Origin of the sequence: Pedobacter sp., assembly GCF_045628745.1 — a bacterium.
Classification (GTDB): domain Bacteria; phylum Bacteroidota; class Bacteroidia; order Sphingobacteriales; family Sphingobacteriaceae; genus Pedobacter.
This window is the reverse complement of sequence record NZ_JAZQPU010000246.1, coordinates 1-23,158: the sequence shown is the minus strand read 5'-3', so window position 1 is coordinate 23,158 and position 23,158 is coordinate 1. Positions and strand designations below refer to the sequence as shown.

Sequence of the window (23,158 nt, the reverse complement as noted above, 5' to 3'; positions counted from 1 at the left end):
GTCGTTTGGCATTTCTACAAAACCAAAACCGCGGCTCTGACCAGTTTCACGATCCTTGATAATCCTTAGTGATTTTACTTGACCGAAATCACCAAATACGGCCGTCAATTCATCTTCCCCTACTTCTAAAGGAAGGCCTGTGATAAATATCTTCATTAATGTCTTAAAATTTATACAAATCTAACTAATTTATATGTCTAATTTGCAATGTGAGTGTAAGTTAAAATGTTTTTTTTCCTTTACTTATTAACATCTAACAGAAAAATATGTTTTAAACTAATCATGATTTTTATTCCATTTAAATTTAATCTTTCCATTTTCTCCATCCGTCGCTAAAATATGCAATACAATCCCTTTCATGCGCTTTTTTAATTTCTCTTCAGCATCTTCAATTTCAACATCTTTCTTAGGGTTGCGAAGCGGAATATCTAACGCTATATTGGTACCCAAACCGAGTGAATAAACACCTGCTACATCCATATTGAGCACATTTGAACTAATGTTCATGGGGTTAATTATTATTTTCTCTCCGTTAAGGTCAAATTTACCATTAAGGTTTCTGAAATTAATATTTTTCAAATCTCTCAGCGGGAAAGCAAACTGACCTACACTGGTAATAGGCTCAAAGTTGAGCAACTCTCCTTCTTTAAAATCAAAGATTACATGACCCCGCAAGGAGTTCTTTAAAATCTTCCCTTGCTCTGTCAGGCTACCCGCTAACTTCACTTTCGAGAACAAATAGCCCTTTAAATTATCCGAGGTCAGCGTTGTCAAACCAAAATTATTAAATGCATAAAAGAAATGTTTAATGTCGACATTACTAATGGTCGCATTCATATCAAAGTGGTTAGCCCGCCCCTGCTGACTTAAACTGCCGTTCATCTTCAACAATCCACCAGCATGTTTAACACGAACATTACTCACTGTAATCCCATTTTGACTCAGGTAAAGTTCAGCCCTTGCGTCTGTAGCAAGAAACTTTTGATAATAAAGTTTATCAACCACCATATCCAGTGCCACCCGGCTGCTTTCAAAAACAGCATTCAAATCTTCAGAAAGTGTAGAACTCGATTTTTTCTTGATCTTCTTTACAGGCTTTCTTTGGCTTAAAAACCCAAAGAATTCCCCAAGATACAACTGCGGACTTCTGATTTGCCAGTTTAACAATATCTTTTCTGGTGCTGTATAATAAAGATTCAAAAAGTTTTTTATACTACCTTCCATGTTAACTATGCTCTTGCCACTTTGCAGTCTCAGGTTTTTAATCAGCAGGTCTTTCTCCGTAAATACGAGTGATACAGATGAATTTTTAAAATTTAACCCACGAGGCACATAATTAATGTCAGCATCCTTAATCACAACCGTACCTTTTACATAAGGTTTAGTCAGTTTAAAATCAACGATATCAGCACTATAAGCTAATTTAACGCCAGCCCTACCACCATTAAACTTTAAAAGATCTTCACCAATGACCTCATTTAAACGAGAGATATCGAAATTCGATTGAAACATGCCTGTGGCCACTGGGCGCTCCAGGTTATTGATGGCTGCAGTATCTATATTAACGGGAATGCCTTCATAAAGCCCTGTAAAGTGATAGAGCCTAACCGCAGAATTGGCGTCATTGAAACCTCTGCCTTTAAAATTTTCATTGGTATAGGAGCCGTCGAAATTGCAGTTCTTTACTTTCCCCCCTGGCGTTACCAAAACATTTTGTCTTACCAATGCGCCAACATTGATTAAAGGATCACCACCGCCACCCATATTTCCAGTAATGTTACAGTTAACACTGATCGGTTTTTCGAGATTAAACAGCTTTAATTTTTTACTGATATTAGGTGTGAGCAAGGCATAAGCATTAACCCATAATATTTCAGGTGCTTTAATGTTAATGGAAAATTCAACAGGGTTTTTTGCCATTTTAAACTTGCCACCTAAAATAAAATCTTCCTCACCAATCTTTACTTTTTTTGGATCTACGGTTACCACTTCAGTTTGATTGTCATAATGGACAAGGAAGGGTCCTTCAAGCAGTTTATCTTTCATAAAACTGCCTTTCCGCGTATTAAAAGCAAGGCTTTTGACCATGGTTTTTAATTTTAAATCTGCCTGCCAGCCTGAACTTGGGTAATCGATTTTGCCGACCAGTTGATTCACCTCAAAGTGAAACAACTTATGTCCTTTTTGATTGTCAACAATGAAAATTCCGTTGTTTAAGGTGAGTCGCTTTAATTCAGCACTAGTGCTACTTTCCTCTTTTTTGGAAGTGTCTTTATTTTTTTTCTTTAAAGCAGAGGTATTGGTATACCCATTCGTATCAGTATATAGGTAAATTGAAGCCTGATCAATGGTAATTCTTTTGATCTCAATGGTTCCTTTAATTAAGGCCAGTGGATTAACCGCAATATCAAATTTCTTAGCTGATAACAGCGTGTGTTTGTGCTGTTTCCATTGTTTGTCTTTAATCTCTACATTATTTAAAGTCATAGACAGGCCAGGAAATCCGCCTAAGAATGTGGGCTCCATTCCCCCAATGGAAAGATCACCTTCCAGGTTCTTATTTAATTCTTTGGTAACCGAGACAAGGATTTCTTTTTTATTAGCGTGAACATATAATGCTGCCACAACGTACATGAAAAGAACCAGACCAATAACAATAGCAAATACTTTGAGGAGAATTTTTGACCAGTGAGGCATTAAATTATATTTTTCAATTAACAATGTAAAGGTCAAATTGTTTGATCAATTGATTTTTTATGGTTAAAAAACATTTTTGATATAGGGACGAGCATTAAGCCGCAAATGCCAAAAACGATAAAAGACACCCTCAAACCGAAAGCATGAGCAAGGTAACCAATTAATGGCGGGCCAATCAGCATGCCTGTAATGGAATATGTGGCGATGATAGAAATCGCCAAACCTGGCGAATACTTGCGCGAAGAGCCAGCCAGTGCATAAGACATGGGTACCACTGCGGCTGTTCCAAAACCTACTAAAGAAAAACCAATCATGGCTGTCCAGAAATAAGGAAATACAGTGGAGAGCAAAATGCCCATAACAATAAATAGGCTGCACATGATATAAGTAGCCTGCATACCGATCCTATCAATAATAGCATCAGAAAGAAAACGTGACAGCGCCATGAAAGTCATAAATATGAGGTAACCGTAAGTAAAAATCTTTACTTTAATCACTTCCTGGAAATAAATTCCGCTCCAGTCGAACATCCCACCTTCACAAATAGCAGAGCAAAAAACAATCAGACCCAGAAAAAATATATAAGGATCAGGTTTACGAATCATAATTTTGTTACCTGTAGTGGAACGGTCATCCTTTAACAAAAACTGGTAGGCATACAACGTGGCTGCTAAAGCTAGCATACCCACAATAACAAAGTGCAGCTGCATACTGATGTTGAGGGCAATGAACAAGGTAGAAAGGGCAATGCCGGCAATACCACCTGTGCTCCAATAACCATGGAAAGAACCGATAATTTTTTTATCGTAAAGTTTCTGCAAGGTAATGGCCTGGGTATTGACAGAAATATTAAATATTCTGGTGGTAAAAGCAAAGATCATCACCGCTATCACCAGCGTAAACGTGCTTTGTGCAAAGCCTATTAAGGCCAGGGACACCATATTCAACCCATAGCCTACCGCCAGGGGAACCCTGCTATTGAAACGGGACACCAGCCAGCCAGACAAAGGCAGGCCTAACAAAGAACCTATGGGTAATGCTAATAAAATAGTACCCAGCTCTGCTTCATTAAAGTTAAAGAATGTTTTTATAGTTGGAATTCTTGAGGCCCAGGTAGAAAAACTAATACCTGACATGAAGAAAAAAAGACTTAAAAAAATTCTGTGCTTATTTTTCGTGATCATAAGATTTTTAGGAAATGCAAAGGTAAGGATTATGCCTAATTTTAATTTATTAAAACATAAATATGATCCACTTGTTCTTTAAGCACAAAAAACATCTGATTATGAAACTAAATAAAATTATATCTGGCTGTGCATCAAGCAAAAATGATTCATCCATGCCAATAGTAGCCTTGTTAGCCGGCCTAGCAGTTGGAGCCGTTGTAGGAATGTTGTTTGCCCCGGAAAGTGGTGCAGACATCAGAGGAAAAATCTCAGATAAAGCTGGTGACTTAGCAGAAAGTGTTAAAGATAAAGTTCAAACCGTTAAGGATAAGTTCAGCTCAGAAGTTGACCACGCAGTAGAAGTAAAAGACCAGGTAGTTGGCGACCTTAGAAAGAAAACCAAGGACGTAGCAGATCATTTGCAGGGAAACCAAGACCAGCCAGGCGCTGCACCTGATGCACCGCAAAATATTTAAATCATCACCAAAAGGGCCGGAAGCATTTTCCAGCCCTTTTTTGTTTTGCTCTCCTTTCCTGTCCCCGGATTCCTTCTTCCAGCCTCTCTCTAAACATAAGCGTACCTAACCACGGCTTTTCTTTTTAATATCCCAAAAACAGCCTGTAAATTTCTACCTTTACACCTTATACTAAAAATAACAGCCATTGAAGCTGATGGCTTAACTGAACACACATGATAGCAATAGGACAATACAACGATTTAAGGATCATTAATAAAACCGAAAACGGACTTATTTTAACAGACGGCGATAAAGAGGTGCTGTTACCTTATAATCTGGTACCACCAAATACTGAAACAGGAGAAAATATAAATGTTTTCGTATATATTCATAAAGACGGTAGCCTTTTAGCTACCACAAAGAAACCTTTAGCCTGCGTAGGTGATTTTGCTTTCCTTACCGTTGTTGATGATGGCGAAAATGGTGTATTTATGGACCTTGGCATCGATAAAGATGTTTATGTCCCAGAAAAAGAACAGAAAAGACCTATGTTTAAAGGCGACAAACATGTTGTTTATGTGTTTTTAGATGGTAGCAATGACCGTATGGTGGCTTCCTCGAGGTTAACTAACTTTGTTGAAGAAGAGGCTATTGACCTTGATGAGGGTGATGAGGCAAGTTTACTCATTGTAGACAAATCTGACTTAGGTTACAATGCTATTGTTGACAATAAATATATAGGTTTATTATATACTAATGAGCTATTTGATGAGCTTCAACCTGGAGAAATCCGCAAAGGGTGGATCAAAAAAATTAGGATAGATGGTAAAATTGACCTGAGTCTGCAGCCGATGGGATATAGCCATATCCTTGATAATAAAGACAATGTACTTGATGAATTGAAGGCCTCTGGAGGTATTATTGCTTTAGGCGACAAAAGCTCACCGGATGATATTTACGATCGTTTCAAAATCAGTAAAAATGCCTTTAAGAAAATTATTGGGGGTTTATACAAAGACCGCTTAATTACAATTTCAGATTACGAAATAAAAATATTTAAAGACGAAGAAGCGGAATAAATCATGATATCGACGCCCTCAAAATTACCTGGTACTGGCACAAACATTTTTTCTGCCATGTCATTATTAGCTGAACAACATCAGGCTATTAACCTTTCCCAGGGTTTCCCTGATTATGATTGCGATCCTAAATTAACAGAACTGGTCAATGAAGCCATGAAAGGTGGCTTCAACCAATATGCACCTATGGCGGGTTTGCTATCTTTACGCGAGCTCATCGCCAATAAAGTGCAGCATTTATATCAGGCCTCCTATAACCCGGAAACAGAAATTACGGTTACCGCAGGTGGTACACAGGCTATTTTTACGGCACTGGCTTCTTGCATCAATCCAGGTGATGAGGTGATTATTTTTGAACCTGCCTATGACTGCTATGCACCAACCATCAAAATGTTTGGCGGATTGGTAAAGCCTTATGTTATGCATGCCCCAAACTATACCATAGATTGGGACATGGTTAAAAAGCTGTTCAGTGCCAACACTAAAATGATCATCTTAAACAGTCCGCATAACCCTACAGGTTGCGTATTAGCTGAAAAAGACCTTCAGGAACTGATCAAATTGACAAAAAATACAGATGTGCTCATTCTCAGCGATGAGGTATATGAGCATGTTATTTATGATGGTCAGCCTCACCTCAGTGTTTCCAGCTATCCCGAGTTGAAAGAACGTGCTTTTGTGGTTGCCTCTTTCGGTAAGCTATTACACACTACAGGCTGGAAAACAGGCTATTGCATTGCCCCATCATTTTTAATGAAGGAGTTTAGAAAGATACACCAGTACAATGTTTTTTCTGTCAACACCCCCATGCAGGTGGCCATTGCCAAATACCTTGAAGATACCAGCGTTTATACAGCGCTGTCTTTATTCTTTCAAGAAAAGCGAGATTCATTTCGCAACATGCTTGCTCAAACTAAGTTTGAATTGTTACCTTGCAAGGGCTCTTACTTTCAATGTGTAACCTATAAAAAAATTAGCCAGGAGAGCGATGTTGCGCTTGTCACCCGTTTAATTAAGGAATTTGGCGTAGCAGCCATACCCCTGTCTGCATTTTACAGTAGGAATACGGATAGTTATGTTTTGAGATTTTGTTTCGCCAAGAAGCAAGAAACACTCGAAAAAGCCGTTGAAAGATTAATGAAACTATAATTTAAAATCCTTTACCAATTAGAACATGGAACAACCAAGTCATCTCACCCTGGGCAATTTAAAGATCACTGTTTTCCAGGCATACTTATTTTGGGAAAACGTAGATAAAAATCTGCAGAATCTTTCTTTAAGGTTATCAACAGGTGTAAAGGAAAAAACTGACCTTATTATTTTACCAGAGATGTTCAGTACCGGTTTCAGCATGAATCCCCAGGTTTTAGCAGAGGAAATGAACGGTAAAACCATGGAATGGATGGCCCTCATGGCTAAAAAATACGATTGCGTAGTAACTGGCAGCATCATCATTAAAGAAAACGGTAAATATTACAACCGTTTAATCTGGATGAACCAGCAAAACGAATATAAATACTATGATAAGCGCCATTTGTTTAGCATGGGTAAAGAAGACGAGCATTATACAGCAGGAAATGAGCGTGTAATTGTTGAACTCAAAGGATGGAAAATACGCTTATCTACCTGTTATGATCTCCGCTTCCCCGTTTGGTTGCGTAATCAGGATCAGGAATATGATATTTTATTAATTATTGCCAGCTGGCCAGATGCAAGAACAGCACACTGGAAAGCATTGATACCTGCAAGAGCCATAGAAAACCAGAGTTACGTTATTGCGGTCAACAGAGTGGGCCATGATGGAAATCAGGTTTACCATAGCGGACATTCCATGTGTATAGACCCTTTTGGGAACACGGTTTACTATAAACCTGAAGATGAAGACTTGTATACTTTCACTATTGGCTATGAAGAATTAGTTAAAATTAGAAAGGGCTTTCCTTTTCTGCAGGATGCTGATCATTTTACAATAGTTTAAACCGATCAAAACATTATCTTTGCGCAAAGATGAAGCACATACGTAATTTTTGCATAATTGCACATATTGATCACGGTAAGAGTACCTTAGCGGATCGTTTATTAGAATACACCAAAACCATTACTCAACGCGAGTCACAAGCGCAGTTGCTGGATAACATGGATCTGGAACGTGAACGCGGAATTACGATCAAAAGTCACGCGATACAAATGAACTATACAGTTGACGGACAAGAATATATCCTCAACTTAATTGACACCCCGGGCCACGTAGATTTCTCATATGAGGTTTCCCGCTCTATTGCTGCCTGTGAAGGCGCTTTATTGATTGTGGATGCTTCTCAGGGAATTCAGGCGCAAACGATCTCCAATTTATACCTTGCCTTAGAGCATGACCTGGAGATTATCCCTATTTTAAATAAAATGGATCTGCCTGGTGCGATGCCTGAAGAGGTTAAAGACCAGATTATAGACCTTATAGGCTGTAAAAGAGAAGAAATTATTCCTGCATCCGGAAAAACCGGTTTAGGGGTGATGGACATTCTTCAGGCCATTATTGACCGTGTGCCAGCACCGGTAGGTGATCCTGAAGCACCTTTGCAAGCACTGATCTTTGACTCTGTATTCAACTCTTTCCGCGGTATCATTGCTTATTATAAAGTAGTGAACGGCGAAATTAGAAAAGGTGATAAAGTAAAGTTCATCAACACTGGCAAAGAATACCTTGCTGATGAGGTAGGTGTACTTAAATTAAATATGCTACCCAAATCGGTAGTAAAAACCGGTGATGTAGGTTACATCATCTCTGGTATCAAAGAAGCCCGTGAAGTAAAAGTTGGTGATACCATTACCAATGTTGCCCGCCCCTCTTTAGATGTGATCCAAGGCTTTGAAGAAGTAAAACCAATGGTATTTGCTGGTATTTACCCCGTAGATACAGATGAGTTTGAAGAACTTCGCGAAGCCATGCATAAATTGCAGCTTAACGATGCTTCTATTGTATTTGAACCTGAAAGTTCTGCAGCCTTAGGCTTCGGTTTCCGTTGTGGTTTCCTGGGCATGCTGCACATGGAAATTATACAGGAACGCCTGGAACGCGAATTCGATATGACGGTAATTACCACCGTACCCAACGTATCTTATATTGCAAATACTACTCGTGGCGAAGAGATTGTTGTCAATAACCCTTCTGACCTTCCAGATCCTGGAAAACTTGAAGCTGTACAAGAGCCTTTCATCAAAGCCAATATCATTACCAAGGCTGAGTTTGTAGGCCCTGTTATGTCATTATGTATCCAGAAACGCGGTATCATCATCAATCAGTCTTACCTGACTTCAGATCGTGTAGAGTTGGTATTTGAAATGCCAATGGGTGAAATTGTATTCGACTTTTACGATAAGCTTAAAACTATTTCTAAAGGTTATGCTTCATTCGATTACCACCAGATCGGCTACCGCCAGTCAGACCTTGTACGTTTAGATATCTTGTTGAATGGTGAACATGTTGATGCTTTATCTTCCCTGATCCACCGCTCTAATTCTTATGACTTCGGAAAGAAAATTTGTGAAAAGTTAAGAGAGTTAATTCCACGACAACAGTTTGACATTGCTATTCAGGCTTCTATTGGTGCTAAAGTTATCGCCAGAGAAAATGTGAAAGCGATGCGTAAAGATGTTACGGCCAAATGTTATGGTGGTGATATTTCTCGTAAACGTAAACTTTTGGAGAAACAGAAAAAAGGTAAAAAACGTATGCGCCAGGTGGGTAATGTAGAAATACCACAAACTGCATTCATGGCAGTATTGAAATTAGATTAACAAAAAGGTTTTAATATATCAATAAAAAAATAAAACAGGAAATACCATTATGCAGTTACTAGACGGGAAATTCGCTTCAGAAAAAATTAAGTTAGAGATTGCTGCTGAAGCGGCAGAATTTTTGACGGAAAGCGGACGTAAACCTCATTTAGTAGCCATTTTGGTGGGTAATGACGGTGGCAGTGAAACCTACGTGGCCAGTAAGATGAAAAACTGTGAAAAAGTCGGCTTTCAGTCGTCATTGATCAGGTATGACAATACTGTAACGGAGGAAGAACTCTTACAAAAAATTGAAGACATCAACAAAGATCAAACTGTTGATGGTTTAATTGTACAACTGCCCTTACCTAAACATATTGATCCTGAAAAGGTTACAGAAGCCATCGACTACAGAAAAGACGTGGATGGCTTCCATCCTATTAACCTGGGGAGGATGATGAGAAACCTACCTTGTTTTATTCCTGCTACACCTTATGGTATTTTGTTAATGCTCAAGGCTTACGAAATTGATACCACTGGTAAACATTGTGTAGTAGTGGGCAGAAGTAATATTGTGGGTAGCCCCATGAGTATTTTAATGGCCCGCAATGCAAATCCGGGAAATTGTACCGTTACCTTAACCCATAGTAAAACTGCCAATCTTAAAGAAATTACTTTACAAGCAGACATTATTGTTGCCGCCATTGGTAAAAAGAATTTTGTAACTGCAGATATGGTAAAACCAGGTGCCATCATCATTGATGTGGGTATCAACAGAGAAACGTCAGCATCAACAAAATCTGGCTTTAAGCTTTATGGCGATGTAGATTTTGATCATGTGGCGCCAAAAGCCTCATGGATTACGCCTGTTCCGGGTGGCGTAGGTTTAATGACCATTGTAGGTTTATTGAAGAATACTTTAGCTTCAGCTAAGAAAGAGATTTACAGTTAATCTCTTTCTTCCCCTTTAAACATTCTACTCAACCAGCTTTCTTTCAAACCTATATACAAACCGTCGCTCCTGTTTTCTACAGGGAAAACGTTAATGTAATCGCCTTGTCCTTCGGCACCTCTGCCGGTTTTTAAATCATACTCACGCCGGTGCACCGGGCATACCAATTGCCCATTTTTACACCATCCGTTGCTTAAAATTCCACCTGCATGTGGACAAACATTCGCTAAAACAAACACTTCTCCTTTATTTTTAACAAGGCAAAGTTTTCGTCCACCAACGTTTATTTGCTGAACAAAATCTTCATTAGGAATTTCTATTGGTATTTTATGCCATTTTAACATAGGATAGGAAACAATTTTAAGCACAAATTTCACAGAGAGGTCATATAAACCAAGATCAATTTACATATAATCTGATAACTCTTTATATTTATTTACCTTTGTAAAATTCTATGGCACATCAAATACCAAGCGACGGCACTCTACTTCCTTTAATGGAAGAATTTTACACAATACAAGGCGAAGGATATCACACAGGCAAAGCAGCCTATTTTATCCGTTTAGGAGGCTGCGATGTGGGTTGTCATTGGTGCGATGTAAAAGAAAGCTGGGATGCAGAATTACATCCACTTACTTCTGCAGATGAGATCGTTGCCAAAGCAGCAACTTTCCCTGGTAAAGCCGTAGTGATTACCGGTGGTGAGCCTTTAATCTATAACATGGATTACCTGACCGCAAAACTGCAGGAACAAAATATATTAACTTTTATAGAAACTTCTGGCGCCTACCCTCTTTCCGGCACCTGGGATTGGATCTGCTTATCTCCTAAAAAGTTCAAAGCACCTCGTCCTGACATTACCCTGTTTGCCAATGAGCTGAAAGTGATTGTGTTCAACAAAAGTGACTTTGCCTGGGCTGAACAATATGCGCAAATGGTATCGCCAAGTTGTAAGCTTTATTTGCAGCCAGAATGGTCTAAATCGAATGAAATTACCCCGCTGATTATTGACTATGTCATGGCGAACCCTAAATGGGAAATTTCTTTGCAAACGCATAAATACCTGAACATTCCTTAACAAATCTTCTGTTTTGATGAATTGCCTTACCTCTTTTTTCCATAAGGTGATTAAATAACTATGTCATCATTTTCTGTCACCTTATAGTTGAGCTATGGTTTCCATAGCATTGAGAAGGCGATTATATATCCAGGGGATATAGCATGGCCCTACAAAGGCCCTACCAACGCCCTATGAATGCCCTCTAAACTAATACTTGTAGACAAGTTGCTATATACTCGAAAAAGACTTTCCGTGAATGAAAATTCTTGAATTTGATAAATTATTAAGCCTCATTGGAAAATAAGTAAAATTACTTAAGATTACACACATTAGGATTATAATGTATATTTTCGCTACATCTCATTGAACATTATTACGTAAATAGACTTATGCTTTCTGAAGAAATAAAAGAAAATACAAAAACCAACCACCAAACGTTGGAGAAGAAAATGATAGGGAAAATGCGTTCCATCGAAAGTAAAGATGACTATGCAAATTTCTTAGCTATATTTTACAGTTATTTTGGAGGATTAGAACTTGCCATCAACAAACATTTAGATTCTTCGGTTTTACCAGATTATGGGCAACGCAGAAAAACAGCTGCCCTTGTAGATGACTTGGGTGCTTTAGGACATACCTTACCGACATTGGCTGTTGATGGTTCTTTACCTGAAATTGAAAATCATTACCAGGCTTTGGGTGCCTTATATGTTATTGAAGGCTCTACTTTAGGCGGTAGAATCATTTGCAAAATGCTGAGCAAACAAATGGATTTTATTGACGACTCTGTGTTGTCGTTTTTTAATGGCTATGGAGAACAAACCGATAGCATGTGGCAGGTTTTTAAGCAAACTATGGACTTACCGGCAAACGAACAGCAGCACGAAACCATCATTAATGCGGCCAACCAAACTTTCCTTCATTTTGGAGAGTGGTTTGACAACAATTAAAAAGGCTATTTATTAAAGCTCACAAAAAATGAGGAGCCTTTATTTAATTCGCTTTCGGCCCAGATGTTACCTCTGTGTTTTTCAACTATGCGTTTAACAATTGACAGCCCTACACCAGAACCTTCAATATCTTTAACATTCTTCATCCTGTTGAAGAGTTGAAACACATGAGGGAGATCGTTAGCTGCTATACCCAGTCCATTGTCTTTAATGGTATAACAAATATAAGTACCATTTTGAACGCCTTCAATGTGTACATGGGCATTAGCTACAGGTCTTGAATATTTAACGGCATTACTAATCAGGTTTGAGAAAACCTGCATCATCATCATGGGGTCGCCCTGCAGGTCTGGTGTTTCGCCAATAGTAATGCTTAAGGTGCTGCTTTCATGCACCAGGTCAAGGTCATCTATGATTTTATGAATTAAGGCCTTTGCATCAATCAAAACATAGGTAATTTCTGACCTTCCAATTCTGGAGTAGTCAAGTACAGCGTTGATCATTAAATTCATTTGATCGGCCCTGTTTTCTATCCGGCTAACTAATTTCTGCTCGCGTTCATTAAAGCTTTTTCCCCTGGCTAAGAGCTGGGCGTAACTTTTGATGGCTGCAATAGGGTTTTTTAAATCATGAGAGATGGTATAACTAAAAGTATCCAACTCCTCATAGGCATATTGTAATTTCTCATTCAATAAGCGAATTGCGCCTGCTTTTTGACTAATGGCATACGTAATTTCATCTTTTAAACGATGCACTGAACTGATTTCTTCTTTAGTCCAGCTTACAGAAGTTGCTGTTACTGTTTGTGACCATTTTTCAAAAGAATGTCGGGGAGAGATTTGCAGTAATCCATTTGCATCTATATCCACCGTTTTTTCTGGATTTCCTGCCCAGGTGATAAATTGAAGATGTTCAGGTTTAAAGAACAGCACATATTCTTCTAATTCTTTGGAAATGACCACAACCATCAGCCCACTGGCGACATCAGCAAAGTCCCTTGCCTCGGGATACACTGCCGAAAGTTTGGTAAAATGAGCTGTAGGCTTACTTTGATTTTCTTTTAACCAACTGATCAAATGGCCCAGCTGATCATCATTAGGCGTTTTACCTAGTTTGTGTATAGACTTTTCATAAACCAATACTGCACCACTTGCCTCTACCGTATCGAGTATGGTCACTGTTCTGTTGGTCAGCGCTTCCTGGATAGTGGTGGTTTCTTGTAACTGCTTAGTTAAGCTGTCTAAATGAGTACTAAAAAGATCTTGCGTATGTTGATGGATTTCTTCTTGCCTGTATTCTAATGCAGATGACAAAATCTGTCCCAGCAATTTTGATGACTCGCGTGATTTATAATCAATCATCCTCGGTGTATAGCTGTGACAAGCAATAAGTCCCCACAATTCTTCTTTATACATCAAGGAGATGCTAAAGCTGGAAGCTACGCCCATATTTTTGAGGTATTGGATATGGATTGGAGACACTGCCCGGAGTTGTGAATTAGTTAACGGTAACGCCTGCCCATGATTGCGTGTGGTTAGAATCTTTGATGGTACCGTATTAACATCCGCAATAATGCGGGTAAGGTTAATTTTATATAAATCCCTTGCCTGTTTTGGAATATCAGATGCAGGGTAATGCAGGCCTAGCCATGATTCCAGGTCATTATTTCTGGCCTCCGCCACTACTTCACCATGTCCATCTTCAGCAAAACGGTAGATCATTACCCTGTCGTAACCAATAGCATTTTTAACCTGTAAAGCAGAATTATCAAGAAGGCTTTGCAAGTTTTTGTCGGCTAGCATTTTAGAAATAGAATAGCCCATCATTTTCTGCACATCGGTTTCATGAACAGCAAGTGCTGGTTCAAATTCCAATAAATAATTATCGCCAGCCGTTGAAAAAATGAGGTAATGTGGCTGACCAGAAATTTGTATCCTTAAGGAATCAATCTGTTCGAAGCTTTTGTTGATCTTTCCCAGGTTAAGGAGGTTGCTTATAAAGCCTGCGGGATAGTTATTACCCAAGAGTGTTTCTATATATTGAAGGTGATGACCTAAGAGAGTTACGCCTTCCACTTGAAGCAAGTCTACAATGTTCTCACTACAATGGCTAACCACATAATCCTGATCAAGCACCACTAAGAAACCGTGTGATTGAATTTGCCCGGGAATATGAATTGGCTCCCGATCGCAGTTATTTAGATCTACCTTAAATTCTGTCATATTTGAGGGTTTATTCAAATATGCAGTAATTTAATTAGTTTTGGGCAATCAAAAAGGCATTTAAATACAAGTAGTTAAAGCTAACCTTGAGGGCTAAGGTTAAAAAAGCAGTTAAATAACCGCTTTTCTAATTCTTATTAATTTTTCCAGAAGTGCTTCCAGGTGATCCAGATGGAGCATATTCGCACCATCAGATTTGGCATTAGCAGGATCGGGGTGTGTTTCTATAAATAAGCCATCGGCACCCACAGCAATTGCTGCTTTCGCAATAGTGGCAATTAATTCAGGCTTACCACCTGTGACGCCACTGCTCTGGTTAGGTTGCTGTAAAGAATGCGTACAATCCATTACCACAGGAACGCCAAAACTTTGCATTTCAGGCAAACCACGGTAATCAACAATTAAGTCCTGGTAACCGAATGTATTACCCCTATCTGTTAAAATAACCCTGTCATTGCCTGCTTCTTTTACCTTCTCCACTGCAAACTTCATAGAGCCGGCAGATAGAAACTGACCTTTTTTAACGTTAACCACTTTGCCTGTTTTCGCAGCTGCGATTAACAGGTCAGTTTGACGACATAAAAAGGCGGGAATCTGCAGCACATCAACATAAGCTGCTGCCATAGCAGCTTCATCACTTTCATGAATATCAGTAACTGTAGGAACGTCAAAAGTCTGACCTACCTTTTCTAAAATCCGGAGCGCTTTTTCATCGCCTATGCCCGTAAAAGAACTGCCTTTAGAACGGTTGGCTTTACGATAAGACCCTTTAAAAATATATGGAATTTCTAATTTATTGGTAATGGTAATGATCCGCTCCGCAATGCGCATGGCCATATCTTCACTTTCAATAGCACAAGGACCTGCCATTAAGAAGAAATTACCAGACTGTGTAAACTTTAACTTATCTATATTGAAATTGATCATGTAAATTTTTATAAGGGCTAAACAAATTAGTTACCAAGTTCAGACATGAACTTAATTCTCATTAGCTGAATTTCTTCACGGGTATAATCTGTTTCACCTAAATCTTTCAATGCAGAATCTATAGAATCATTATCTGCAGAGCGGAAATAATCAAACACTTCATCCTGACGATCTTCATCAATCATTTCATCAACAAAATAATTCAAGTTTAGTTTAGTACCAGAATTTACAATAGCCTCAATTTCTTTCAGGATGTCAAAATAAGTGATCCCTTTAGCTTTGGCAATGTCTTCCAGCCCAATCTGGCGGTCAACATTTTGTATGATAGAAACTTTAAGCTGAGATTTGTTAGCTTGCGTTTTAATAATTAAATCAACAGGGCGTTCAATATCGTTGTCTTCAACATATTTCTTGATGAGCTCAATAAATGGTGCCCCAAATTTAAAGGCTTTACCATTACCGACGCCAGAAATCTGTTTCAGTTCTTCCATGGTGATGGGATAGTGCGTACACATTTCCTCAAGCGAAGGATCCTGAAAAACTACAAATGGCGGAACATTTTTCTGCTTGGCAATTTTCTTGGTCAGGTCTTTTAACAACTGTAAAAGTTGGGTGTCTAAAGCACCAGAACCATGTTTTACATCATCTTCATCATCACCCGGAGCGGCGTCAATTGGATCATTCAGCACAAATTTAAGGCTGTAAGGATTTTCAATAAAGTCGCGTCCTGAATTTGTTAAGTGCAATAAGCCATAGTTATCAATATCCTTAGATAAGAAATTATTAAGTACGGCCTGGCGGATTAAGGATTTCCAAAGGTTCTCCCCTTCAATTTTGCCCAATCCATATTCCATGAGTTTGGAATGCTCGTAAGCAATGGTCTGTGCGGTTTCGGTGCCCATTAATATATTCAGGATATGGGCATCGTCGAATTTTTCGCCTATATTTTTGATGAGCGTTAAAACAGCTTTTAACTGTTCTTCAGCATCAAACTGTCTTTTAGGTTTTCTACAGTTATCACACATGCAGTTACAACCTGTTTCATTAAAGTTTTCACCGAAGTAATGCAGGATTTGTTTTCTGCGGCATACACCAGATTCAGCATAGTCGATCACTTCCTTCAAGATTTGTGTACCAATTTCTCTTTCAGAAACAGGTTTATCTTTCATGAACTTAGCCAGCTTGTCAACATCTTTCTGAGCATAAAAAGCCACACATATACCTTCACCACCATCTCTACCTGCTCTACCTGTCTCCTGATAATAACCCTCCATACTTTTGGGGATATCATGGTGAATAACAAATCTAACATCAGGTTTATCGATACCCATGCCAAAAGCAATGGTAGCAACAATTACCTGGGCATCTTCCATCAGAAATTTATCTTGTGTATCAGCTCTAACCTTAGGTTCAAGTCCTGCATGGTATGGTAAGGCCTTGATACCGTTTAAATTAAGGCTTTCCGCTACTTCTTCCACCTTTTTACGGCTTAAGCAATAGATGATACCAGATTTACCGGTATTTTGCTTAATGTACCTGATAATTTCTTTAACCACATCACGCTTAGGGCGGATCTCATAAAATAAGTTGGGTCTGTTAAAAGAAGATTTAAATAAGGTAGCTTCCATCATCTGCAGATTCTTGATGATATCTTGCTGAACTTTGGGGGTTGCTGTAGCGGTAAGTGCTATAATAGGAATGTCTTCACCAAGACCACTGATTACCTGTCTTATTTTTCTGTATTCTGGTCTGAAATCATGTCCCCACTCAGAAATACAATGGGCTTCATCAACTGCAACAAAAGAAATTTTAATCAATTTAAAGAAATCGATATTATCTTGCTTAGATAGAGATTCTGGTGCTACGTATAAGAGTTTGGTTTGTCCACTTAACAAATCACTCTTCACCTGTGCAATATCAGTCTTATTTAAAGAAGAATTAAGAAAATGGGCGATGCTATCATTACCACCGAAGGCCCTGAGCTGATCAACCTGATTTTTCATCAAGGCAATGAGTGGTGAAATAACTATTGCTGTACCCTCACTCATCAGTGCAGGTAATTGATAACATATAGATTTACCACCTCCAGTAGGCATGATTACAAATGTATTCTTTCTTTCAAGAACATTGGTGATAATTGACTCCTGATCACCTTTAAAATTATCAAAACCAAAAAAGTTTTGTAAGTTGTCGAACAACGACTTTTTCACATCCATTTTGTGTATAAAATATTCCGTGCTATTTTTGATTCAAAATAACATAATTTTGGCCTAATTAAAGCATTAAGTTACTAATTAATTCTGTTTGAAAAGTAAAAAATCAATTATAGAGGCTGGAATCAACACGTTAGCGTTGGAATCAGAAGCCATTTTAGGCTTAATAAAGAGCATAAATGAAGATTTTGTGACTGCTGTAACGTTAATCTTACAGAGTAGAGGCCGTGTTGTGGTTACAGGAATTGGAAAAAGTGCGATCATTGCACAAAAAATTGTGGCAACTTTTAATTCTACGGGCACTCCCGCAGTATTTATGCATGCGGCAGATGCAGTGCATGGCGACCTAGGCATGATACAAATTGACGACATTATCATCTGCATTTCAAAAAGTGGAAATACACCTGAGATCAAAGTATTAGCACCACTGTTAAAACAATCTGGCAATACGTTAATAGGTATGGTGGGCCAGCTGGATTCTACTTTAGCGCAACATGCTGACCTGATTTTAAATACCACGGTAGAAAAGGAAGCTTGTCCGCATAACCTTGCCCCTACCACAAGCACTACAGCGCAGCTGGCCATGGGTGATGCGCTAGCCGTTGCTTTATTGCATACCCGCGACTTCAAGAAAGATGATTTTGCCAAGTTCCATCCGGGTGGTTCTTTAGGCAAAAAGCTTTATCTCAAAGTATGTGACCTTGCCGTAAAGAATGAAAAACCACAAATAGCACCTGGTGCGCCTATAAAGGATGTCATCATTGAAATTAGCCAAAATAGACTCGGTGTAGTGGTTGTGGTAGAAAAAGATGCGGTACTGGGTATCATTACTGACGGTGATATTAGAAGAATGTTGGAAAAACATTCTAATTTAGCAGATATTATGGCAAAAGACATCATGAATAGTAATCCTAAAAAGATTGACGAAAGTAGTTTAGCCATAAATGCATTAGAGATAATTAAGCAAAATAATATTACGCAATTATTGGTCACCAAAGGTGATCAGTATTTTGGTATTATACATTTACATGACCTTCTGCAAGAAGGTATAATTTAACCCTCATTTTAAAAGAAGCATGAATAAAAACAATTATGCGTTAATTATGGCCGGTGGCATCGGAAGTCGCTTTTGGCCGGTTAGCAGAACAGAATTCCCAAAACAGTTTATCGACTTCTTTGGAACAGGAAAAACACTTTTACAAAGTACATACGACCGTTTTTTAAGAATTTGCCCGGCCGAGAACATCTTTATCGTTACCAACGAATTGTATACATCTATCATTAAAGAACAAATACCAGGTATACAAGATAACCAAATTTTAGCAGAACCTATCATGCGTAATACAGCACCTTGTATTGCTTACGGGTCCATGAAAATTGCCGAGATTAATCCAAATGCGACTATTGTTGTTGCTCCTTCAGATCATACCATAGCTAACCAAGATAAATTTATTGCAGCCATTGAAAAGTCATTACATGCAGCTGCCAATAACGACTGTTTGATTACCTTAGGGATCGAGCCAAGCAGACCTGATACAGGTTATGGGTACATACAATATACAGATAATGAATTAGCTTCAGATCCTGAGCTTTACAAAGTTAAACTTTTTACAGAGAAGCCTAATCTTGACCTTGCTAAATCTTTCATTCAGAGTGGCGACTTTTTATGGAATGCCGGTATTTTTATATGGTCAGCAAAGTCCATCAATAATGCATTTGAAAAGCATTTACCAGATATGCATGAGATTTTTCAACACGGACAGGCATTTTACAATACGCCTAATGAAGCCTCATTTATTGCTAATGCCTATCAACAGTGTACCAATATTTCTATTGATTTTGCGATCATGGAAAAAGCAGACAATGTTTATGTTTTACCTGCTGAGTTCGGCTGGTCTGACTTAGGCACCTGGGCATCTATTTATGAAATGGCAGAAAAGGACTATGTAGGTAATGCAGTGATTCCTGCAGAGAAAGTTATCATGTTTAATTCATCTAATTGCATGGTTAACGTACCAGACGGTAAATTAGTGATATTAAATGGATTGCATGATTACATCGTAGTTGAATCTAACAACATTTTAATGATCTGCCCACGAAGTGAAGAGCAAAGTGTTAAACAAGTTGTTGCAGATATCAAGTCAAAATTCGGCACTAAGTATATTTAAAACAGCGTTAAAGTAAATTTACTGTCGTGCTTTAGAGAATTATTCTAAAAAGCACGACGGTTTTTTTATGCCCTTTGTCTAATGGCTTCGTAAAGAATGATCCCTGTTGAAACAGATACATTCAGTGAGCCGATTTCACCGAACATTGGTATTTTAGCTAAATGATTAGCCATTCTCATAATTTCATTTGAAACACCGTCATCCTCTGCGCCCATTACAATCGCAGTTGGAGCAGTATAATCAGGTGCATAGATCATATCATTGGTTTTTTCAGTACAAGCTACGATCTGCAAGCCACATTCCTGTAAATATAAAGCTGCCTTATGCAAACTAGCATGTCTGCAAACCGGGATATTAAACAAAGCACCTGCAGAAGTTTTAATAGCATCAGCATTGATCTGTGCAGAATTTTTAGTAGGTACTAAAATAGCGTGTACACCTGCACATTCTGCAGTTCTGGCAATAGCACCCATATTTCTAACATCGGTAATTCCATCAAGGATCAAAACAAGCGGTGTTTCGCCTTTTTCATAGATCATTGGGATGATATCTTCAATTTTCTGAAAGGTGATGGAAGAGATAACAGCAATAACACCCTGGTGATTTTTTTGCGTCATTCTGTTCAGTTTTTCTACCGGAACAGAATGAATTGGCGCTTCAACCTCCTTTAATAGCGGCTTTAGCTCTGCGATCAGCTCGCCGGAAAGTCCGCGTTGGATATAGATACTTTCTATATCTTTACCCGCCTTAATCGCCTCAATTACAGCACGAATACCAAATATAAACTCATTATTTTCTTTAGGTCTTCCAGACCTTTTAAAGTTTTCCATACGTATATAATAATGCGCAAAAATAGCCTAAATTAAAATATTTCCTACATAAATATTTTTCACCATTATGTTCAAAAACAATTCATAATGGGAGGTTTATTTTAGCTAATTTTGCTGCATGAGTATTGAGACCCAAGGGCAAGAGAAGTCCAGTTACACCGCAAGAAAAAATAGATTAACCAATCCAGTAAGCGGAATGGGCAGAATACCGCCCCAGGCTATAGATTTGGAGGAAGCTGTTTTAGGAGCGTTAATGTTGGAAAAAGATGCCCTCTCTACAGTTATTGACATCCTGAAACCTGAGGTTTTTTACCAGGAATCACATAAAAAGATCTTTGAAGCCATCAGTATCTTGTTTCAAAAATCTAAACCAGTAGATATTTTAACCGTTACTTCTGAGTTGCGTAACCTGGGTACCTTAGAAATGGTAGGCGGTGCCTATTACATCACTAATTTAACCAACCGTGTTGCTTCAGCAGCGAATATAGAATACCATGCACGGATTATTTCTCAGAAATATATTCAACGGGAACTGATCAGGATCTCTTCTGAGATTATCCAGAACGCCTATGAAGATACCACAGATATTTTTGATTTATTAGATCATGCAGAAAAAAACCTGTTTGATATTGCCCAGAACAACTTACGTAGAGATACGCAAAAGATGGACGAGATCATCAAGCAGTCATTGGCAACATTAGAAGAGTTGAGGACTAAAACAGATGGTTTAACGGGTGTGCCTTCAGGATTTACAGACCTCGACCGTATTACCGGCGGATGGCAGCCTTCAGATTTAGTCATCATTGCGGCTCGTCCGGCGATGGGGAAAACAGCCTTTGTATTGACCTGTGCCCGAAATGCCGCAGTGGATTTCCAAAAGCCTGTTGTTGTTTTCTCCCTAGAGATGTCATCAGTACAATTGGTGAATCGTTTAATTTCTGGAGAAACAGAAATTGAGCAGGAAAAAATTAGAAAAGGAAATTTAGCGGAATGGGAATGGCAGCAATTACACAGTAAGATTGGCCGTTTGACGGAAGCTCCTCTGCTGATTGATGATACCCCTGCTTTAAATATTTTTGAGTTCAGGGCAAAATGTAGAAGACTAAAATCACAATACGATATCCAAATGGTCATCATCGATTATTTGCAGTTGATGCATGGTAAAGGTGAAGGCGGCGGTGGTAACCGTGAGCAGGAGATTGGTAGTATTTCAAGGGCTTTAAAGTCTGTAGCCAAAGAATTGAATGTTCCTGTATTAGCGCTATCACAGTTAAGTCGTGCGGTGGAAAACAGGCCTGGTCAAAACGGTAAACGTCCCCTTCTATCAGATTTAAGGGAATCAGGTTCCATTGAGCAGGATGCGGATATGGTGTTGTTTTTATACAGACCTGAATATTACGGGATCACTGAAGATGAGCAAGGACGTTCACAAGCAGGTATTGGTGAAGTCATTATTGCAAAACACCGTAACGGTGAAACGGGCATTGTACCACTTCGCTTTATTGGTAAGTACGTTAAATTCGCCGATCTGGAAGAGAATTTTATGCCTCAGAATAGCTTCTCTATGGATCCCGGTGCGGGAATGATTCCTTCACCAGACTTTGACCGTCCGGCAGGTAATGTAATTATCAAACCATCCCGCATGGACGACATGCAGGATGATGATGCACCATTTTAAGTTTAGCGCTAAATAAAATAACCCAATAAAATACCGGCAATAACCAATATTGGTGGACTGATTCGTGTATAATTAAGCACGAGGAAAGTGATGACCATAATGGTAACAGAGAGGTAATCTAAACCTGTCGGTTTGAGCAACAGGATAAATGCGGCAATGATAAAACCAACGCTAACCGCATTTATCCCTGTTAGGGAATGCTTAATCCTGGTGATCTTCTTTAAATCATCCCAAAAGGGAACGATAAACAAGACGAGGATCAATCCAGGTAGATTAATGCCAATCACGGCAATAAAACCACCCGCAATTTGCCCGTAAATGCTATAGCCAAAATTTTTCATGCTCAGGGCACCAACATAACTGGTAAAAGAAAAAGTTGGTCCTGGCAGCGCCTGCTGAATGGCAAATCCCGATAAAAAGCCAGAGGCATGCAAATAATGCTTCATCTGCACAAACTCCGTAAACATCAGCGGCACTAAAACTTGTCCTCCTCCAAAGATAAATATTCCGTTACGGTAAAAATTTTCAAATAACCTGATTGGCAAACTGAAAGGTGAAGTCGTATTAATAATAGCTCCTAATAGGGCCATCAAAAGCAGTACTCCAATAAAATAGCCTAATTTCCTGGGGTTAATTTGAGAGAATAGCCGTGTACGAAGTTCATTTTCCTCTTTTGGTGTGTCAATAGCAGACGATACCATACCTCCAATTAATATAGCGAGTGGAAATACATAAGCATTTCTTAAAATCAAAGTAGCCAGCACAGCAGCAATTGCCAGGATAATGGACATCTGAGAAACAAGGACTTTTCTGGAAAGGTGAAAAGCGCCAAAGGCAACAATGCCAAGGGCAATAGGTTGAATAAACTTCAACACTTCAGCAAATCTTTCCTGATGGTCAAACATAGCAAAACTAATAGCCGCAAAAGTCATGATGCCTGCTGAAGGTAAGATCCAGATCAGGAAGGTGATAATGGAAAGCTTT

General features: G+C 38.8%; 20 protein-coding genes. 11 read left to right on the top strand and 9 right to left on the bottom strand.

Annotated features, from left to right (window positions below):
• From ACR2F7_RS09415 to ACR2F7_RS09405, 3 genes are all read right to left on the bottom strand, one after another.
• On the bottom strand, positions 1-156 hold a 156-nt coding region (locus ACR2F7_RS09415; RefSeq protein WP_432713321.1), incomplete at its 3' end, for an RNA recognition motif domain-containing protein.
• A 120-nt stretch (positions 157-276) separates the two neighbouring features.
• Positions 277-2,697 carry an AsmA family protein gene (locus tag ACR2F7_RS09410; RefSeq protein ID WP_432713320.1) on the bottom strand — a complete coding sequence of 807 codons (2,421 nt, stop codon included), beginning with the start codon at positions 2,695-2,697 and terminating at the stop codon, positions 277-279.
• A 32-nt stretch (positions 2,698-2,729) separates the two neighbouring features.
• Complete coding sequence (locus ACR2F7_RS09405) at positions 2,730-3,881, bottom strand: MFS transporter (RefSeq protein ID WP_432713319.1); 1,152 nt, start codon at positions 3,879-3,881, stop codon at positions 2,730-2,732.
• A gap of 101 nt (positions 3,882-3,982) precedes the next feature.
• Between ACR2F7_RS09405 and ACR2F7_RS09400 the strand changes: the two genes are divergently transcribed.
• The 6 genes from ACR2F7_RS09400 (at position 3,983) to ACR2F7_RS09375 (ending at position 10,126) form a co-directional block, all read left to right on the top strand.
• The gene (locus ACR2F7_RS09400) at positions 3,983-4,339 is read left to right on the top strand and encodes a YtxH domain-containing protein (protein WP_432713318.1); all 357 of its coding nucleotides are present in this window, start codon (positions 3,983-3,985) and stop codon (positions 4,337-4,339) included.
• A 215-nt stretch (positions 4,340-4,554) separates the two neighbouring features.
• On the top strand, positions 4,555-5,400 hold the full coding sequence (locus ACR2F7_RS09395) for a CvfB family protein (RefSeq protein WP_432713317.1): 846 nt from the start codon (positions 4,555-4,557) through the stop codon (positions 5,398-5,400).
• Positions 5,401-5,403: 3 nt separating this feature from the next.
• Positions 5,404-6,549, top strand: coding sequence for a methionine aminotransferase (locus tag ACR2F7_RS09390; protein WP_432713316.1), 1,146 nt, complete (start codon positions 5,404-5,406; stop codon positions 6,547-6,549).
• A 25-nt stretch (positions 6,550-6,574) separates the two neighbouring features.
• Positions 6,575-7,378 (top strand): nitrilase family protein, encoded by an 804-nt coding sequence (locus ACR2F7_RS09385; protein ID WP_432713315.1) that lies wholly within the window; start codon positions 6,575-6,577, stop codon positions 7,376-7,378.
• Between the two features lie 29 nt (positions 7,379-7,407).
• Entirely contained in the window at positions 7,408-9,195 is a 1,788-nt protein-coding gene (gene lepA, locus ACR2F7_RS09380; RefSeq protein ID WP_432713314.1) for a translation elongation factor 4, read from the top strand.
• 49 nt (positions 9,196-9,244) lie between these two features.
• A complete protein-coding gene (locus ACR2F7_RS09375) occupies positions 9,245-10,126 on the top strand; it encodes a bifunctional 5,10-methylenetetrahydrofolate dehydrogenase/5,10-methenyltetrahydrofolate cyclohydrolase (RefSeq protein ID WP_432713313.1) in 882 nt (293 codons plus the stop codon).
• On the opposite strand, the gene ACR2F7_RS09370 is transcribed toward ACR2F7_RS09375, so the two are convergent.
• Positions 10,123-10,470 (bottom strand): Rieske (2Fe-2S) protein, encoded by a 348-nt coding sequence (locus tag ACR2F7_RS09370; protein WP_432713312.1) that lies wholly within the window; start codon positions 10,468-10,470, stop codon positions 10,123-10,125. The two genes, ACR2F7_RS09375 and ACR2F7_RS09370, sit on opposite strands and share 4 nt — an antisense overlap.
• Positions 10,471-10,580: 110 nt before the next feature.
• Here ACR2F7_RS09370 and ACR2F7_RS09365 point away from each other — a divergent pair, with 110 nt between their 5' ends.
• Complete coding sequence (locus ACR2F7_RS09365) at positions 10,581-11,204, top strand: 7-carboxy-7-deazaguanine synthase QueE (protein WP_432713311.1); 624 nt, start codon at positions 10,581-10,583, stop codon at positions 11,202-11,204.
• A 371-nt stretch (positions 11,205-11,575) separates the two neighbouring features.
• Complete coding sequence (locus tag ACR2F7_RS09360) at positions 11,576-12,136, top strand: biliverdin-producing heme oxygenase (protein WP_432713310.1); 561 nt, start codon at positions 11,576-11,578, stop codon at positions 12,134-12,136.
• 5 nt (positions 12,137-12,141) lie between these two features.
• Here the strand turns inward: ACR2F7_RS09360 and ACR2F7_RS09355 are convergent, their stop codons facing one another.
• The 3 genes from ACR2F7_RS09355 to recQ form a co-directional block, all read right to left on the bottom strand.
• On the bottom strand, positions 12,142-14,358 hold the full coding sequence (locus ACR2F7_RS09355; protein WP_432713309.1) for an ATP-binding protein: 2,217 nt from the start codon (positions 14,356-14,358) through the stop codon (positions 12,142-12,144).
• 111 nt (positions 14,359-14,469) lie between these two features.
• A complete protein-coding gene (gene kdsA / locus ACR2F7_RS09350; protein ID WP_432713308.1) occupies positions 14,470-15,285 on the bottom strand; it encodes a 3-deoxy-8-phosphooctulonate synthase in 816 nt (271 codons plus the stop codon).
• Between the two features lie 26 nt (positions 15,286-15,311).
• A complete protein-coding gene (recQ, locus tag ACR2F7_RS09345; protein ID WP_432713307.1) occupies positions 15,312-17,501 on the bottom strand; it encodes a DNA helicase RecQ in 2,190 nt (729 codons plus the stop codon).
• Positions 17,502-17,589: 88 nt separating this feature from the next.
• On the opposite strand from recQ, the gene ACR2F7_RS09340 reads away from it, so the two are divergent.
• Positions 17,590-18,555, top strand: a complete 966-nt coding sequence (locus ACR2F7_RS09340; RefSeq protein WP_432713306.1) for a KpsF/GutQ family sugar-phosphate isomerase — start codon at positions 17,590-17,592, stop codon at positions 18,553-18,555.
• A gap of 19 nt (positions 18,556-18,574) precedes the next feature.
• Entirely contained in the window at positions 18,575-19,666 is a 1,092-nt protein-coding gene (locus ACR2F7_RS09335) for a mannose-1-phosphate guanylyltransferase (protein ID WP_432713305.1), read from the top strand.
• A gap of 65 nt (positions 19,667-19,731) precedes the next feature.
• Here the strand turns inward: ACR2F7_RS09335 and rlmB are convergent, their stop codons facing one another.
• Positions 19,732-20,496: a 23S rRNA (guanosine(2251)-2'-O)-methyltransferase RlmB gene (gene rlmB / locus ACR2F7_RS09330; RefSeq protein ID WP_432713304.1), complete on the bottom strand. Its 765-nt coding sequence runs from the start codon at positions 20,494-20,496 to the stop codon at positions 19,732-19,734.
• A gap of 118 nt (positions 20,497-20,614) precedes the next feature.
• Here rlmB and dnaB point away from each other — a divergent pair, with 118 nt between their 5' ends.
• Positions 20,615-22,174 carry a replicative DNA helicase gene (gene dnaB / locus ACR2F7_RS09325; RefSeq protein WP_432713303.1) on the top strand — a complete coding sequence of 520 codons (1,560 nt, stop codon included), beginning with the start codon at positions 20,615-20,617 and terminating at the stop codon, positions 22,172-22,174.
• An 8-nt stretch (positions 22,175-22,182) separates the two neighbouring features.
• Here dnaB and ACR2F7_RS09320 read toward each other — a convergent pair.
• On the bottom strand, positions 22,183-23,158 hold a 976-nt coding region (locus ACR2F7_RS09320; protein ID WP_432713302.1), incomplete at its 5' end, for a chromate transporter.

What these genes read in the sequence shown, in the direction of transcription:
- ACR2F7_RS09390 (WP_432713316.1), top strand. Translation starts at nt 5,404, where the DNA reads ATGATATCGACGCCCTCAAAATTACCTGGTACTGGCACAAACATTTTT.
- ACR2F7_RS09370 (WP_432713312.1), bottom strand. Translation starts at nt 10,470, where the DNA reads ATGTTAAAATGGCATAAAATACCAATAGAAATTCCTAATGAAGATTTT.
- dnaB (WP_432713303.1), top strand. Translation starts at nt 20,615, where the DNA reads ATGAGTATTGAGACCCAAGGGCAAGAGAAGTCCAGTTACACCGCAAGA.
- ACR2F7_RS09360 (WP_432713310.1), top strand. Translation starts at nt 11,576, where the DNA reads ATGCTTTCTGAAGAAATAAAAGAAAATACAAAAACCAACCACCAAACG.
- lepA (WP_432713314.1), top strand. Translation starts at nt 7,408, where the DNA reads ATGAAGCACATACGTAATTTTTGCATAATTGCACATATTGATCACGGT.
- ACR2F7_RS09400 (WP_432713318.1), top strand. Translation starts at nt 3,983, where the DNA reads ATGAAACTAAATAAAATTATATCTGGCTGTGCATCAAGCAAAAATGAT.
- ACR2F7_RS09355 (WP_432713309.1), bottom strand. Translation starts at nt 14,358, where the DNA reads ATGACAGAATTTAAGGTAGATCTAAATAACTGCGATCGGGAGCCAATT.
- kdsA (WP_432713308.1), bottom strand. Translation starts at nt 15,285, where the DNA reads ATGATCAATTTCAATATAGATAAGTTAAAGTTTACACAGTCTGGTAAT.
- ACR2F7_RS09385 (WP_432713315.1), top strand. Translation starts at nt 6,575, where the DNA reads ATGGAACAACCAAGTCATCTCACCCTGGGCAATTTAAAGATCACTGTT.
- ACR2F7_RS09405 (WP_432713319.1), bottom strand. Translation starts at nt 3,881, where the DNA reads ATGATCACGAAAAATAAGCACAGAATTTTTTTAAGTCTTTTTTTCTTC.
- ACR2F7_RS09410 (WP_432713320.1), bottom strand. Translation starts at nt 2,697, where the DNA reads ATGCCTCACTGGTCAAAAATTCTCCTCAAAGTATTTGCTATTGTTATT.
- ACR2F7_RS09365 (WP_432713311.1), top strand. Translation starts at nt 10,581, where the DNA reads ATGGCACATCAAATACCAAGCGACGGCACTCTACTTCCTTTAATGGAA.
- ACR2F7_RS09375 (WP_432713313.1), top strand. Translation starts at nt 9,245, where the DNA reads ATGCAGTTACTAGACGGGAAATTCGCTTCAGAAAAAATTAAGTTAGAG.
- recQ (WP_432713307.1), bottom strand. Translation starts at nt 17,501, where the DNA reads ATGGATGTGAAAAAGTCGTTGTTCGACAACTTACAAAACTTTTTTGGT.
- rlmB (WP_432713304.1), bottom strand. Translation starts at nt 20,496, where the DNA reads ATGGAAAACTTTAAAAGGTCTGGAAGACCTAAAGAAAATAATGAGTTT.
- ACR2F7_RS09335 (WP_432713305.1), top strand. Translation starts at nt 18,575, where the DNA reads ATGAATAAAAACAATTATGCGTTAATTATGGCCGGTGGCATCGGAAGT.
- ACR2F7_RS09395 (WP_432713317.1), top strand. Translation starts at nt 4,555, where the DNA reads ATGATAGCAATAGGACAATACAACGATTTAAGGATCATTAATAAAACC.